The organism is Sphingomonas sp. PEI4 (genome assembly GCF_056679955.1).
In genome coordinates this window covers 3,904,006-3,919,640 of the sequence record NZ_CM155258.1, presented here as the reverse complement: position 1 = coordinate 3,919,640, position 15,635 = coordinate 3,904,006, and the positions used below count along the sequence as shown (strand labels likewise).

The window sequence follows — 15,635 nt, the reverse complement described above, 5'->3', positions numbered from 1 at the left end:
ATAGGCAACGAAGCCGCTCAGATGCGTCCGCAAGGTCGCCGTCTGGGCGGCTTTTTCTTTGTCCAACGCAGATGGGGAAACATCATGCTGTTCGCATCACCGGGAATAGACGTCACCGGATCGAAGGCTGCGAGGATCGACCTGTTCAGTGCCGCCACGCCGCAGATGCGCGCGTTCCACGTCACGTGGCTGGCGTTCTTCGTGTGCTTCTTCGCCTGGTTCGCCGCCGCCCCGATGATGCCGCTCATCAAGGCCGAGTTCGGGCTAAGCAAGGACCAGATCGCCAATATCAACATTGCCGCAGTGGCGGTCACGATCCTCGTGCGGCTCGTGGTCGGGCCGCTCTGCGATCGGTTCGGGCCGCGTCGCACCTATACGTGGTTGCTGCTGCTGGGCGCCATCCCGGTGTTCGGACTCGCCTTCGCGCAGACCTACGAGGCGTTCCTGTTCTTCCGCCTTGCGATCGGTGCGATCGGCGCGTCGTTCGTGATCACGCAATATCACACGAGCGTGATGTTCGCGCCCAACGTCGTCGGCACCGCCAACGCGACCGTCGGCGGCTGGGGCAATGCAGGCGGCGGCGCGGCGCAGAGCCTGATGCCCTTGGTCGTCGCTGCCATGATCGGCCTCGGCGTCGAGCAAGCCTGGGGCTGGCGCGCGGCGATGTTCGTGCCCGGTGTGGCGATGGTCGCGATGGCCTTCGTTTACGCCCACTATACGCAGGACACGCCGCAGGGCGACATCGTCGACCTTCGCGCGGCCGGGATCGAACTCGACGGCGGCAAGGCGACCGGCATGGCGATCTTCCGCCGCGCCGCGGCCAATTACCGGACCTGGATGCTCGCAGCGACCTACGGCGCCTGCTTCGGCGTCGAGATCTTCATCCACAACATCGCCGCCAGCTATTATGTCGACCGGTTCGGGCTGTCGCTTACCAGCGCCGGGCTTGCCGCCGGGATCTTCGGTGGCCTCGCGCTGTTCGCCCGCGCGCTTGGCGGCATCGCCAGCGATCGGATCGCCCTCGTCAGGGGGCTCGACGGTCGGGCGCTGCTGCTGTTCGGACTGATGCTCGGCGAAGGTGTTGGGCTGGTGCTGTTCGGGAATGCCGGCAGCCTCACGCTCGCGATCCTGGCGATGACGATGTTCGGCCTGTTCACGCACATGGCGTGCGGCGCGACCTATGCGCTGGTGCCGTTCGTCGACCGCAAGGCGCTGGGCGGAGTCGCCGGTCTGATCGGCGCGGGCGGCAATATCGGCGCGGTCGCGGCGGGGTTCCTCAACAAGGCATCGGCGACGCCGCAGCAATGCCTGATCATGCTCGGCTACATCGTCGCGGGCATGGCGGTCTGCGCACTCGCGGTCCGCTTCTCCGCGGCGCACAAGTCGGATGAGCGGGTCCTGCTCGACGCGGCGCTAGACGCCCGACGTCTTGGCGACAGCCCCGCAAATGTCGCGGTGGTGGCATGAAGCGACTGGTCCTCACCGGTGTCCTGCTCGCCAGCGCAGCACCGTCAGCAGCGCAAACGGTGACGCTGGCGCCCGTCGTCGATGCCCGCCTCCTCTACGAGACGGTCGACCAGGACGGCATTGCTGACGATGCCGACGCGGTGACGATGCGGGTCCGCGCGGGCGTACAGGCGACCAGCGGGCATTGGTCGGCGCTGGCGGTCGCGCAGGGCAATCTCGCCATCGTCGGCAACTACTATGACGGATTGAACGGAACCGCGACCCGGCCGCTTGTCGCCGATCCACAGTCCGTCGGGCTGTATATCGCGCAGGTCCAGTACCGCACGTCGGCCGTTGCGATCACCGCTGGGCGGCAGCGGATCGCGCTCGACGACGAACGCTTCGTCGGCAACGCGCCGTTCCGCCAGAATGCGCAGACCTATGATGCGGTTCGCGTCGAATGACCGCGGTGAAGAACTTCAAGACCGACGTTACCTATGCGTGGGACGTCCGCACGATCTGGGGCATCGACGGCGTTGGCGCGCGCCAGCAGGCGATCGGCGGCAGCAACGTGTTCGCCAACCTCGACTACAACACGCCGATCGGCACCGCGACGGGCTTCGCGTATCTCATCGATCAGGACGGGGCGGCCGTGCAGGGCTACCGCCTGTCGAGTCAGACATACGGCGCGCGCTTCGCCGGCGCGCAGCCGATCGGCAAGGCCAAGCTCGCCTATCAGGCAAGCTATGCCCGCCAGTCGGACTGGCATCGCAACCCGAACCGCTATGCCGCCGATTATTATCTCGCCGATCTCGCGCTCGACCTCAACGGCCCCAAGCTCGGCACCGGTTACGAGGTGCTGGGCGCGAGCGGCGGCGCCGCCCTGACCTCGTTCCAGACGCCGCTCAGCAGCCTGTTCAAGTTCCAGGGCTGGGCCGACAAGTTCCTGACCACGCCCGCGGACGGTATCCGCGATGCGTATGCCAGCGCGGGCTGGGGCTGGAAGGCGGTTGGGGCGCTCAAGGGTGTGTCGCTGCAAGGCCTCTATCACCGGTTCGAGAGCGACCGGCTGGTGCGCCATTATGGCAACGAAATCGATCTGCTCGCCGCCGCGAAGCTCGGGCAAACCACCGCCACGCTGCGCTACGCCGAATACGACGCAGACCTGTTCGCCGTCGATACCCGTAAACTTTGGCTTCAACGCGACTGGACGATCTGATGGAACACCAGACTATTACCTCCGCCCCCGACACGCGCGAACACCTCGTCGTGATCGGCAACGGCATGGCCGGCTGTCGCGCGGTCGAGGAGCTGATCGCGCGCGACCCGACCCGCTACCGCGTGACGATCTTCGGCGCCGAGCCGCATGTGAACTATAACCGCATCATGCTGTCGCCGGTGCTGGCCGGCGAGAAGACGTTCGAGCAGATCGTCATCAACGATCATGCCTGGTACGCGACCAACACGATCGAACTGGTGACGAGCGATCCGGTGCAGGCGATCGACCGCACCGCGAAGACCGTCACCGCGCGATCGGGGTTGACGGTGTCGTACGACAGGTTGCTGATCGCGACCGGCTCCGATCCGTTCATCATTCCCGTTCCCGGCAAGGACCTGCCCGGCGTCATCTCGTTTCGCGACATGGCCGATGTCGACCACATGCTGGAGGCTGCCGGAAAAGGCGGCGCGGCGGTGGTGATCGGCGGCGGGCTGCTCGGTCTGGAGGCGGCGCACGGCCTCACGCTCAGGGGCATGAAGGTGACGGTGATCCACCTGATGCCGACGCTGATGGAACGCCAGCTCGACGAGGCGGCGGGCTGGCTGCTCAAATCGGCGCTGGAGGCACGCGGCCAAGTCATCCTCACCGAGGCGAACACTGCCGAGATCGTCGGTGAAACACACGTCGAGGGCGTGTTGCTCAAGGACGGCACGCTGATCCCCGCGAGCCTCGTCGTCATGGCGGTCGGCATTCGCCCTTCCGTAGCGCTCGCGCGCGACGCCGGGCTGGAGATCGGCCGCGGGATCAAGGTCGACGACCATATGGTCACCAGCGACCCGTCAATCCTCGCGGTCGGCGAATGCGTCGAGCATGACGGCAACGTCTACGGCCTCGTCGCGCCGCTATGGGACATGTGCCGCGCGCTGGCGGACGGACTAGTCGAACAGCATAGCGGCTATCGCGGATCGGTGACCTCCACCAAGTTGAAGGTCGCCGGGCTCGACGTGTTCTCGGCGGGTGATTTCTCGGGCGGTGCGGGTGCGGAGGATATCGTCCTGCGCGATGCGTCGCGCGGCATCTACAAGCGCGTCGTGATCAAGGACGACCGGATCGTCGGTGCGGTGCTGTACGGCGACACCACCGACGGCGGCTGGTATTTCGACCTGCTAAAACGGGCCGAGAATATCGCGCCCATTCGCGACATGCTGATCTTCGGCCAGTCCTTCGCCTCGGGAGGGGCGCAGGCGGACCCTAAGGCGGCCGTTGCGGCGCTCTCCGACGATGCGGAGATCTGCGGCTGCAACGGCGTCAGCAAGGGCAAGGTCGTGGCGTGCATCGTCGCCGGCAACACGACGCTCGACGCGGTGCGCGCGACCTGCAAGGCGTCGGCGTCGTGCGGGTCGTGCACCGGGCTCGTCGAGACGCTGCTCGCGGTCACGTTGGGCGACGAATATTCGGGCGAGCGTGACGTCAAGACGATGTGCAAGTGCACCAGCTTCGGCCACGACGACGTCCGCCGCGAGATCGTCGCGCAGGGGATGCGATCGATCCCCGAAGTCATGCAGAAGATGAGCTGGTCGACGCCTGACGGGTGCTCGTCGTGCCGCCCTGCCCTCAACTACTATCTGCTCTGCGCTCTGCCGGGCGATTACAAGGACGACCAGCAGAGCCGCTACGTCAACGAACGGCTGCACGCGAACATCCAGAAGGACGGCACCTATTCGGTCGTGCCGCGGATGTGGGGCGGGCTTACCAACCCGCGCGAACTGCGCGCGATCGCCGATGTCGTCGAGAAATACGACGCGCCGATGGTCAAGGTGACGGGCGGCCAGCGGCTCGACATCTTCGGGATCAAGAAGGAGGATTTGCCCGCGGTGTGGGCGGATCTGAACGCCGCCGGGATGGTCAGCGGGCATGCGTACGGCAAGTCGCTGCGGACGGTAAAGACGTGCGTCGGGTCGGACTGGTGCCGGTTCGGGACGCAGGATTCGACCGGGCTCGGCGTGAAGGTCGAGCGGATGACCTGGGGTTCGTGGATGCCGCACAAGTTCAAGATCGCGGTCAGCGGCTGCCCCCGCAACTGCGCCGAGGCGACGATCAAGGATTTCGGCGTGGTCTGCGTCGACTCTGGGTATGAGCTGTCGGTCGGGGGGAATGGCGGGATCAAGGTCCGTGCGACCGACTTCCTGTGCAAGGTCGCGACCGAGGAAGAGGCGATGCATTATTGCGCCGCGTTCATCCAATTGTACCGCGAGGAGGCGCGCTATCTCGAGCGGACCGCGCCGTGGATCGAGCGGATCGGGGTCGCGTATATTCGCGAACGGATCGCCGACGATCCCGAGGGCCGCGATGCGCTCGCGGCGCGGTTCCTGTTCTCGCAACGCTTTACGCAGGACGATCCGTGGGCGGCGCGCGCGGCGGGTGAGCACCGTGAACAGCACGCTCCGATGGCGCGCTTCACGCCCATCGATCAAACGAGGGAAATGGCATGATCGGCGAATGGCTCGATATCGGCTGGGTCGACGAGATCCCGGTTCGCGGCAGCCGCACGGTGCAGGTCACCGGTGGCGACGACATCGCGGTGTTCCGCACCGGCGACGGCAAGGTGTTCGCGCTGGCCGATCGCTGTCCGCACAAGGGCGGGCGACTGTCGCAGGGGATCGTGCATGGCGGCGCGGTGGCGTGTCCGCTGCATAACTGGCGGATCGCGCTGGATACGGGCGAGGCGCTCGGCGAGGACAAGGGGTGTACGCCGGTGATCCCGGTGAAGGTGTCGGGCGGCCGCGTGCTGCTGTGCCGAACGAGCACGATGAAGGCCGCCGCATGATCGCGCCACTGCTCCCTCTCCCCTTCGGGGAGAGGGCCGGGGTGAGGGGTTGGGGCGCGTGCCGTCCTTCCCAATTCCCCCTCACTCAACCCTCTCCCCAAGGGGGAGAGGGCTAATGGCTCCCGTTCGCACGACCTGCGCCTATTGCGGAGTTGGGTGCGGCATCGTCGCGACCGCGACCGGGAATCGAACCGTCACGATCAAAGGCGACCCCGACCACCCCGCCAATGCCGGCAAGCTCTGCTCGAAAGGCACCCACCTCGGCGAGACGATCGGGCTCGAAGGTCGCCTGCTCACCCCGATGATCGGCCAGCGGCGCGCATCCTGGGACAAGGCGCTCGACCTCGTCGCCAAACGCTTCCGCGACACGATCGCGCAGCACGGTCCCAACAGCGTCGCCTTCTACGTCTCCGGCCAGTTGCTCACCGAGGACTATTACGTCGCCAACAAGCTGATGAAAGGGTTCATCGGATCGGCCAACATCGACACCAATTCGCGGCTCTGCATGGCAAGCGCAGTCGCCGGGCACGTGCGTGCATTCGGCGAGGACATCGTGCCCGCGAGCTACGACGATCTGGACGCCGCCGACCTGATCGTGCTGGTCGGATCGAACACAGCCTGGTGCCACCCGGTCGTCTATCAACGCATCCGCGCCCGCTGCGATGCCGGCGCCAAGCTCGTCGTGATCGACCCGCGCCGGACCGAGACAGCGGACGAGGCCGACCTCCATCTCGCGATCCGGCCAGGCACCGACGTTGCGCTGATGAACGGATTGCTGGCGTGGTGCCGCGACGTGGGTGTGGTCGATTACGACTATCTCGCCGCGCACGTCGCGACGCCCGACGCGTTCTGGGACCAAGTGACCGAGGGCAGCGACTTGTGGTCGGTGGCGCGCACTTGCGATGTACCGCCGCAGGATCTCAGGCGCTTCTTCGAGCTGTTCGCCGCTACGCCGCGCACCGTGACGATGTTCAGCCAGGGCGTGAACCAGTCGCTGGCGGGCACCGATCAGGTCAACGCGATCACCAACCTGCACCTGGCCACTGGCCGCATCGGCAAGCCGGGCGCCGCGCCGTTCTCTATCACTGGCCAGCCCAATGCGATGGGCGGGCGCGAGGTCGGCGGGCTGGCATCGTCGCTGGCCGCCCACATGGATTTCACGCCCGAGAATGTCGCGCGCGTGCGCCGGTTCTGGGCCGCGCCGAACATGGCGACCAAGCCGGGGCTGAAGGCGGTCGACCTGTTTCGCGAACTCGGCAACGGCCGGATCAAGGCGCTGTGGGTGATGGCGACCAACCCCGCGGTGTCGATGCCCGACGCCGGCCGGGTGCGCGAGGCGCTGGCCGCCTGCCCGTTCGTAGTCGTGTCCGACGTGATCGAGACGACCGACACCTCGGTCCACGCGCATGTCCGCCTGCCCGCCGCAGCGTGGGGCGAGAAGGACGGCACCGTCACCAATTCCGACCGCACGATCAGCCGCCAGCGCGCGTTCATGGCGGCGCCCGGCGAGGCCAAACCCGATTGGTGGATCGTCTCTCAGGTCGCGCGGCGGATGGGGTGGAAAACGGCGTTTCCCTATGATCGCCCGGCCGAGATCTGGCGCGAGCATTGCCGGTTGTCGGCTTACGAGAACGACGGCGCGCGGCTGTTCGCGCTCCCCGGCCACGCCGCCAAGGGCAACGCGGAGTATGACGCGATGGCGCCGTTCCGCTGGGGTGGGACGCCATTTGCGGATGGCCGTTTCTCGACACCAGACGGGCGCGCGCGGCTGGTGCTGGTCTTGCAGAAGCCGGTCGCCGCACCGCTCGTGAAATGGCCGATGACGCTCAACACCGGACGCTACCGCGACCAGTGGCACACGATGACCCGCACCGGCCTGTCGCCCAAGCTGGCGCGGCACCGCGAGGAGCCGCTGGTCGAGATCCACCCCGATGATGCCGAACGGCTCGGGATCGTAGATGGCGGCCTTGCGCGCGTGTCAACACCACAAGGCGACAGCGTCTTCCGCGCGAGCGTCGCCCCGACGCAGCGCATCGGCGAGCTGTTCGTGCCGATCCACTGGACCGACCGCACCGCGACCGGTGGCCGCGCCGGCGTGCTCCCCCGCCCGCTCGCCGATCCCATCTCGGGCCAGCCGGGCTTCAAGTCGACGCCCGTACAGATCGAGCCGGTAGCGACCGAGTGGCGCGGCTTCGTCGTGGTACGCGGCGAACTGGCCACGCGCCCCGATTGCCTGTGGGCAACGCGCGTCGCGGTACCGGGCGGAACGGCGTGGGAGATGGCGGGGAACGGCGACGCCACCGCGCTCGATACGGTGCTCCCCAAGGGCCAGCGGATCGAGGCGATCGACTCCGCCCGCGGGAGCCGCCGGATTGCGATCCTTCAGGGCGGCAGGCTCGCCGCCGTCCTGTTCGTCACGCGCGACGGCACATTGCCGCCACGCGACTGGCTCGTCGCACAACTGAGCGAGGCGGCCGCCGCCCCCACCCTGCTCGCCGGCCGCGCGCCGGGGGTGCAGATCGACCGCGGACCGATAGTCTGCGCGTGCTTCGACATCAGGTTAAAAACCATCCTCACCGCGATCGCCGACCAGCATCTCGCCGACGTCCCCGCAATCGGCGCTGCACTGAAAGCCGGCACCAATTGCGGATCCTGCCGCCCCGCCCTCGCCAAACTCCTCGTCACGCAAGGATCAGCCCATGTCGCATGATTTCCCGCCCGGTTCGGTCTGGCTGGTCGGTGCCGGCCCCGGCGATCCCGACCTCCTGACGCGGAAAGCCGAGCGACTGCTCGCCGACGCCGACATCGTCTTCTTCGACGCGCTGGTCGGCCCCGGAGTCCTGGCGCTCATACCCCCCGGCACCGAGCAGGTCGGCGTCGGCAAGCGGTCGGGCCGCCATTCGAAGGACCAGCCATCGATCAACGCCCTGCTCGCCACCGCCGCGAAAGCCGGCAAGCGGGTCGTCCGCCTGAAGGGCGGCGATCCCTCCATCTTCGGCCGCTCGACCGAGGAAATGGAGCATCTCGCCGCCCACGGCATAGCGGTGAAGATATGTCCCGGCATCACGGCCGCCAGCGCCGCCGCAGCATCGGGCGGCGCCTCGCTGACGCTCCGCGGCCTCGCGCGCAAACTCACCTTCGTCACCGCCCACGCCCGCGCCGGCGAAGCGCTCGACCTCGACTGGGCCGCCCTGGCCGCACCCGATGCCACGCTCGCCATCTACATGGGCCGCGCCGCCGCCGGCGAGATCGCGCGCAACCTGATCGCAGCCGGTCGGGCGCCCGACACCGCGGTGATGGTCGCGGTCAACGTCTCTCTCCCGAGCGAACGCATCATCCGGGGCCGATTGTCCGCGCTCGCCTTCCTGGTCGAGACGATAAGCGATAGCGATCCATCGCTGCTGCTGATCGGCGAAGCCGTCGCTCCCGTTGTCGTCCATCAGCACGTAACGACCGCCGAAAAGGTCGCCGTCCATAAACTTCGGTCGTTCCAGAGCAGTCTGAACCGGCCGTTCGGCTAGCTGGCGGGCTAACTCCAAATCGATCTGTCGAACGCCAACGATATGGCCGCCATAGTGCCTGATACTGAGGGTCGGCCGAATGCAGCAGGCCGCATCCTCAATCGCCGAACCAGCCGGTATCGCCGCCGATCGGCATGCCGGGCGGGATCGTCGGCACCGCCTGGCGCTTGTCGAGTTCGCGCGACAGCTTGTCGTCGTCGGTAAGCAGCATGGCAATGTGTCGGCCCCACGCACCGTCATCGCCACTGTCGCCCTTGCTCAATTTCGTCGCGATTCCGCGCAGCCGGTCGCCCAGCAGCGCGGCCACATCGGGCGACGTCGCGCCGTCACGCGCGGTTTGCGCCATAGTCATGATCGCTCGGTACGCGATCCGTCGGCCGACCGCGTCGCGGCGCGCATCGACGGTACCGGCGATCAGCCGGTCGAGCAGCGTTTCGACCCCCGGCATCGCGGGCTCGCGACGGTGCTGTTCGTACACGCGGGCAAGCCGCGCCGGCGCAAGGAGCGAGTCCAGCGTCACCTGCGCGGCGACATCTGCCGCGACCAGCGGGTCGAACGCGGCGGAACCGGCATTGCGGAACACCTCCTGATCGAACTGCACGTCGCCGCGCCCGTTCATCGGCGACGACAACGGCATGACCAGCGTCGCGGGTACCGTCAGCACATCGCTCGACAGGGTGGCCAGCATCGCGGCAATCGCGGTCTCCTGGGTTGCGGCGGCGACCGGCGCGGCCAGGGAATGATTGTCGCCCGCGACCGCGTAGGCATAATCGATTCCGCCGATCAGTTTACCGACCGCATCGATATCGTAGCGATGCAGCAGCCACACCGGCACGAACTTGCGCCGCAGGTCGGACAGCGCCTCACCCGACCGCAACACGCCGGGGCCGAACTGCGCGAGCGCAACCCGACGCACGGCCATCATGTGCTGCAGCGAGGCAACCGGATCGGGGCCGTCGTCCCACATGCTTCCCCATGGGCTGGGCGTGTCGGACGCGCGCCCGTCGATATCGGTGATGAACCGCACGCCCTTCGCCTGGATCGCCAGCGCCTTGGCGCGCGCCTGCACATCGGGATCGGTGCCCGGCGCGGAATCGGCATAGAGCCAGTCGACGGTGAAATCGTCCCACACGCCACCGCCGGGTGCATAGGCCTCCGACAGATCGATGCGGCCATCGGTCAGCTTGATGCGCGGGCCGGGGTAATCCATCACCGTCGTGCGCCCCTGGGTGCTGCCGGCGAAATTATGCATGAAGCCGATCGCATGACCCACTTCGTGCGCGCCGAGCTGACGGATACGGTCGAGCGACGCCTTGACCGGATCGTTGCCGCTGCCACTGTTGTTCTGGGCGGTGCCGACCAGCCCCTCGAAGATCGTCATATCCTGACGCACGCGCAGCGCGCCGATCACGACATTGCCCTTGATGATCTCGCCGGTGCGTGGATCGGTGATGCCGCCGCCATAGGACCAGCCGCGCGTAAGGCGGTTCGACCAGTTGACCATGCTGTACCGCACGTCCAGCGGGTCCGCGCCGACCGGCAGTATCTCCGCACGGAACGCGTCCACAAGGCCGGCCTTGTCGAAGGCCGTCGCCCAGTAATTGACGCCTTCGAGCAGCGCGGTGCGGATCGGCTCGGGCGCGGCGCGATCGATGTAGAAGACGATCGGCTTCTTCACGCGCGAGCGGGCGGCGGCCGGATCGACCTTTTCCAGTCGGAAGCGGTTGGCGAATTGCTGCACCACGTCCTCGCCGAGTGGCGTGCCGAAGTCATAATATTGGTTGCCACCCGCCGCCGAGCGAATGTCGAACTTGCGCGAGACGAAACCGGGGGCAGGCAAACGGATGAAGCTGTGATGGACGGTGAAGCCGATCTGGCGCGGTTCGGCGGCGATCCGCTCGACCTCGCGACCGGGCGTATCGGTTTGGTAGGTCTGAAGCGCATCCACCTCGATATTGTCGGGGAAGACCTTGACCGACGCGGCATCGGCCGCACTGAGTCCGTCGACGAGGCGGAAGCCCTTGCCCGCCGCCGATCCGCCGCCCGCGCCCGCCATGACCCAGCTGGCGTTCAGCGAATCGGCGATCCCCATCGTGTCGCGCGTCAGGAAGGGGGCGATGTCCACCGTCACGCCGCCGCCGGGTTCGGCCGAGACGATATCGAGCATCGCCATGATGCTGGTCGGGAAGCTGGTCCGCCCGCCCGCCGCCACGCCGGCATCGCCGGTCGCGCGGAACTGATGGTTCTCGAACGTCACCGCGACCTTCTTGCCGATCCGGCGGAACGCGACGATGTGTTCGGGGCCGAGCATGCCGCGATCGAGCCGCAGATTGGCCGATCCGATCCCGGTCCGCAGCGACGTCGCATAGATGAAGCGTCCCGACGCGCCATCCGCATCGACGGCGGGGAGCGTCACGAGGATACGTCCCTCCGCCGGAATCGCCTTCACCGGCAGCAACACGCCACCGCCAGACGCCGACACCGGCTGCTGCGCTGCAACCGGCGCGCCCGCGACGGCCAATGCCGCCAGCCCGATCGCCCTGCCCCATATGATCGCGTGCATCGCGGTATTCCCCTTTTGCTGCCGTGCAGCGAAGCTAGCATGAACGATGTTGCGGTATCCGGCGATATTGCGCATTTTTGTGACGGCCGGTGACGCATTCCGGCAATTATCGGGGCAAACGATGCAAGAAAATCAGAGCAATCCGGTTGATCCTACCGATTACCGCATCCTTCGCGAACTCGTCAGGGACGGTCGCGCGTCGGACGTGACCCTGGGAGACCGCATCCATCTGTCGAGCACGGCGACCGCCAGGCGACGGAAAATCCTCGAAGAAAGCGGCGTCGTCGCGGGGTATACCGCCAAGCTGGACATGGCGAAGCTGGGCTTCAGCATTACGGCAATGGTATCGATCGAACTCAGTTCGCAGGCCGAACAGGTTCTCAACGAATTCGAATCAGCCGTGATCCGCTGCCCCTCGATGTCGTTCTGCAGCTTCGTATCGGGCGAAGTGGATTTCATCATGATCGTCCACGTCCGGTCGTTCGACGATTACGACCGCGTGTATCGCCGGGAATTGTCGATGCTGCCGCATGTCGCGCGAATTCGCAGCAGCTTCCTGATGCGCGAGGTAGCCCAACGTTCGGTCGCGCCCGCCGTAGTCGACGATCAAGGATAACGTATCGCGTGGCGTTTTCACAACTTAACCTCCCACACGATGACGGAAAGCATCAATAATTGCGCAAACGATCACGTATTCCGCAAATGTGACGCTGATTTCATCTCGAGTTTGCGAGGAACCGGCAGGCGTCATCTGATAGGTTCTATACAGGAACAGGACCGGGAAACCCGGCCAACCCGATAGCAGGCAGGAACCAACGAGAACGATAATCCGGGGGGATATCTGGACGGCACCCGATTTTTCGAAGGGGGCTATCCATGACTGTTCTATCTGGCACCGGTGGCGGTGCTTCCGCAATCCATGCCCAGCCGACTGCCCAAACGATCCGTCGCCTGAAGAGCCATAGCCTGATGAGCGTCGGCGTGCTGGCACTGTGCTTCGTCAATCATGCCGCATCGGCCCAGACGCTTGCCGACCAGGCGCTTGTCGACCAGACTCTTGGTAACCAGACCGGTGCCGGACCGCAGGATGTCGCCTTCCAGACGGAGCGCGGCCCTGCCAAGTCTGCGCCCACCGATCGGGAAACGACGAACGTACCTGGCGGCAAGCCCGAAATGGCGGTCGATCCCGTCACTGGCGATACCCCGGCGGAAGAGGGCGACGCGATCGTCGTCACCGGATCGCGGATCGAGCGCAACGGCTACAGCGCCCCCACCCCCGTCAGCGTCGTCACGGCCAAGGAACTGAAGGCCGAAGCACCCGCCAACATCTCCGATTTCGTCAACACCCTGCCCGCGGTTCGTGGCAGCGGCACGTCGGCCAGCAGCAACGGCTCGCTCAGCAACGGCGCGGCCGGCATCAATTCGGTCAACCTGCGCAACCTGGGCGCGGCCCGCACCCTGGTATTGTTCGACGGCCAGCGCTCGGTCGCCTCGACCACGACCGGCCAGGTCGACGTCAACACCTTCCCGCAGGCGCTGATCGAACGGGTCGAGGTCGTCACCGGCGGCGCCTCGTCCGCCTACGGCTCGGATGCGGTGTCGGGCGTGATCAATTTCATCCTCGACCGTGACTATACCGGCTTCAAGATGGAGTATGAGCACGGCGTCACCACCTATGGCGACGCGCCGAACCACAAGGTGACGGCGACCGGCGGCAAGGCGTTCGCGGACGGCCGCGGCCACCTGATCGTATCGGGCGAACATTTCTCGCAAAAGGGCATCCAGTCGATCGATCGCGACTGGAACGACAGCGGCTTCTTCCTCGCCAACAATCCGGCCTATTCCGCGGCCCGCTGCACCGACGCCGCGTCGCTAGGCACACCCTGCGTCAACGAATTCCTGATCGCATCGGGCATCGGCACGGGCCAGTTCACGCCCGGCGGCCTCGTCAGCACCGGGCCGTTGCGCGGCACCTATTTCGGGTCGGTCAATCCGGCGACCGGCAAGGCGACCGTGAACCAGCTGAACTTCGGTCCCACCAGCGGCCAGTGGATGGTGGGTGGCGACACCGACATCACCACCGCCGGCCATCGCAGCAGCGCGACGTTGCAGCCCGAGGAAAAGCGCAGCAGCGTCTTTGGCCGACTGAGCTACGAGGTGTCGCCGCTGGTCGAGCTGTACGGCCAGTTCTCGTACAGCAATTACCGCGGCCAGAGCTATTATCAGCAGACGCCGACGACCGGCGTGACGATCCAGCGCGACAACGCCTATCTGCCCGACGCGACGCGTGCGGCGATGGTCGCGAACAACCTGACCTCGCTTCAGATCGGCACCAGCAACATCTTCCTGCCACCCCAGGGCAGCGACAATGAACGCCAGGTGTTCCGCTATGTCGCAGGGGCGGACGGTGCGTTCTCGATCGGGGCGAGCGACTGGAAATGGGGCGGCTATTACCAGCTGGGCAAGACCAAGACGAACGAGCTGCTGACCAATGCCTGGAACGTCGCCCGCATGGCGGCGGCAACCGACGCGGTCGTCGCGGCGGCCGGCAATACCGGCGGCTATGCGGCGGGAACCGTGGTGTGTCGGATCAACGTCGATGCGAACCCGAACAACAACGACCGGTCGTGCGCACCGCTCAACCGGCTTGGCACGAACGGTGCCTCGCCCGAGGCGATCGCCTATGTCCTCTACAATGGCCGCCAACCGCTCCGGAAACAGGAACTGAAGCAGGAGGTTGCGGCGATCAACTTCTCGACCAACAGTCTGGTCGATCTTTGGGCAGGGCCGATCTCGGTCGCGTTCGGCGCTGAATCGCGCAAGGAATCCGTTACCGGATCGGTCGACCAGCTGTATCAACCGCTCGTTGCCAATGGGGTTACTACCGGCACCTGGATCTACGGCAATTACCTGCCGACCAAGGGACGGTACACCGTCAAGGAAGCCTATGTCGAAACGGTGATCCCGATCTTCAAAGGCATGGATTTCAACGGCGCGTTCCGCTTCACCGACTATTCGACCTCCGGCACCGTCGAGACGTGGAAGGCGGGCATGACATGGCAGGTCATTCCCGACATCAAGCTGCGCGGCACGATCTCGCGCGACATCCGCGCACCCAATCTCAGCGAGTTGTTCGCACCCGGCACCGGCCGCACCAACACCGTCAACGTGCCGCAGGTGAACGGCAGCATCGCCGCCAACCAGTTCAATGAATCGACCGTCGGCAATGCCGACCTGCGGCCCGAAATCGCAAAGACCTATGGTGGGGGCGTCGTGTTGACGCCGACCTTCCTGCCGGGCTTCGCCGCCTCGGTCGATTACTACGACATCAAGCTGGACGGGGCGATCGATTCGCTCCTCGCCCAGACGATCGTCGACCAATGCTATCAGCAGAGCATCACCGACGCCTGCTCCTTCATCTCGACCACCGGCGGCCGCGGCGTCACGACGCTGGGCCTGCCGGTGACGAGCATCGAGGTGAAGCCCATCAACTTCGTCAGCCTGAAGACGCGCGGCATCGATATCGAGTCCAGCTATCGCCGTGCGATCGGCCCCGGCAACCTGACGCTGCGGGCGCTCGCCAGCTATGCGTTCGAATTGACCAGCAACAACGGCGTCACCGCGACGACCGATCTCGCCGGGCAGAACACCGGTGGCCTGCCCGACTGGACGTACCGTTTCACCGCCGCATACGATCTCGACTCCGGGTTCAGCGTCCAGGGTATCGCCCGCGGGGTCAGCGGCGGCGTCTACAACAACAACTACGTCGTCTGCACCACGGGCTGCCCGCTTTCGACCGCCGATTACCGGACGGTCAATACGAACAGCATCAAGGGGCAGTTCTTCTACGACGTGAACGCGAGCTACGCGTTCGAGACCGGCGGGGCGAAGGCGCAGGTCTTCGTGTCGATCCGCAACCTCTTCAACAGCGATCCGGTGCTCGTCGCCAACGGGCCGACCGGCAACAACACCCCCGCTTATCCGCAGACGAACCGTGCACTCTACGACGTGCTCGGCCGCGTGTTCCGCATGGGCGTCCGCATCGGCATCTGAGGGACC

8 protein-coding genes and 1 pseudogene are annotated in these 15,635 nt (G+C 66.2%); 8 read left to right on the top strand and 1 reads right to left on the bottom strand.

Annotated features, from left to right (window positions below; all coding sequences use genetic code 11):
- Positions 1 to 84: 84 nt before the first annotated feature.
- The 6 genes and pseudogenes from AC1MLZ_RS18140 to cobA all read left to right on the top strand — a co-directional run bounded on the left by AC1MLZ_RS18140 (position 85) and on the right by cobA (position 9,013).
- Positions 85 to 1,467 (top strand): MFS transporter, encoded by a 1,383-nt coding sequence (locus AC1MLZ_RS18140; protein ID WP_480959705.1) that lies wholly within the window; start codon positions 85 to 87, stop codon positions 1,465 to 1,467.
- A pseudogene (locus tag AC1MLZ_RS18135) lies at positions 1,464 to 2,665 on the top strand (hypothetical protein). Before AC1MLZ_RS18140 ends, AC1MLZ_RS18135 begins: the two are co-directional and overlap by 4 nt.
- Positions 2,665 to 5,157: a nitrite reductase large subunit NirB gene (nirB, locus tag AC1MLZ_RS18130; protein ID WP_480959704.1), complete on the top strand. Its 2,493-nt coding sequence runs from the start codon at positions 2,665 to 2,667 to the stop codon at positions 5,155 to 5,157. Before AC1MLZ_RS18135 ends, nirB begins: the two are co-directional and overlap by 1 nt.
- Positions 5,154 to 5,492, top strand: a complete 339-nt coding sequence (gene nirD, locus AC1MLZ_RS18125; RefSeq protein WP_175518279.1) for a nitrite reductase small subunit NirD — start codon at positions 5,154 to 5,156, stop codon at positions 5,490 to 5,492. The genes nirB and nirD overlap by 4 nt, the downstream gene beginning before the upstream one ends.
- Before the next feature lie 115 nt (positions 5,493 to 5,607).
- Complete coding sequence (locus AC1MLZ_RS18120) at positions 5,608 to 8,202, top strand: molybdopterin-dependent oxidoreductase (protein WP_480959703.1); 2,595 nt, start codon at positions 5,608 to 5,610, stop codon at positions 8,200 to 8,202.
- A complete protein-coding gene (cobA, locus tag AC1MLZ_RS18115; protein ID WP_480959702.1) occupies positions 8,192 to 9,013 on the top strand; it encodes a uroporphyrinogen-III C-methyltransferase in 822 nt (273 codons plus the stop codon). Before AC1MLZ_RS18120 ends, cobA begins: the two co-directional genes overlap by 11 nt.
- 97 nt (positions 9,014 to 9,110) lie before the next feature.
- On the opposite strand, the gene AC1MLZ_RS18110 is transcribed toward cobA, so the two are convergent.
- On the bottom strand, positions 9,111 to 11,651 hold the full coding sequence (locus tag AC1MLZ_RS18110; RefSeq protein ID WP_480959701.1) for a zinc-dependent metalloprotease: 2,541 nt from the start codon (positions 11,649 to 11,651) through the stop codon (positions 9,111 to 9,113).
- 46 nt (positions 11,652 to 11,697) lie between these two features.
- On the opposite strand from AC1MLZ_RS18110, the gene AC1MLZ_RS18105 reads away from it, so the two are divergent.
- Both AC1MLZ_RS18105 and AC1MLZ_RS18100 read left to right on the top strand, forming a co-directional pair.
- Positions 11,698 to 12,192: an Lrp/AsnC family transcriptional regulator gene (locus AC1MLZ_RS18105; protein WP_480959700.1), complete on the top strand. Its 495-nt coding sequence runs from the start codon at positions 11,698 to 11,700 to the stop codon at positions 12,190 to 12,192.
- A 260-nt stretch (positions 12,193 to 12,452) separates the two neighbouring features.
- Positions 12,453 to 15,629, top strand: coding sequence for a TonB-dependent receptor plug domain-containing protein (locus AC1MLZ_RS18100; RefSeq protein WP_480959699.1), 3,177 nt, complete (start codon positions 12,453 to 12,455; stop codon positions 15,627 to 15,629).
- Positions 15,630 to 15,635 lie beyond the last annotated feature (6 nt).

Bases quoted from the DNA above. Each gene is read 5' to 3' on its own strand.
- AC1MLZ_RS18140 (WP_480959705.1), top strand. From the start codon at position 85: ATGCTGTTCGCATCACCGGGAATAGACGTCACCGGATCGAAGGCTGCG.
- nirB (WP_480959704.1), top strand. From the start codon at position 2,665: ATGGAACACCAGACTATTACCTCCGCCCCCGACACGCGCGAACACCTC.
- nirD (WP_175518279.1), top strand. From the start codon at position 5,154: ATGATCGGCGAATGGCTCGATATCGGCTGGGTCGACGAGATCCCGGTT.
- AC1MLZ_RS18120 (WP_480959703.1), top strand. From the start codon at position 5,608: ATGGCTCCCGTTCGCACGACCTGCGCCTATTGCGGAGTTGGGTGCGGC.
- cobA (WP_480959702.1), top strand. From the start codon at position 8,192: ATGTCGCATGATTTCCCGCCCGGTTCGGTCTGGCTGGTCGGTGCCGGC.
- AC1MLZ_RS18110 (WP_480959701.1), bottom strand. From the start codon at position 11,651: ATGCGCAATATCGCCGGATACCGCAACATCGTTCATGCTAGCTTCGCT.
- AC1MLZ_RS18105 (WP_480959700.1), top strand. From the start codon at position 11,698: ATGCAAGAAAATCAGAGCAATCCGGTTGATCCTACCGATTACCGCATC.
- AC1MLZ_RS18100 (WP_480959699.1), top strand. From the start codon at position 12,453: ATGACTGTTCTATCTGGCACCGGTGGCGGTGCTTCCGCAATCCATGCC.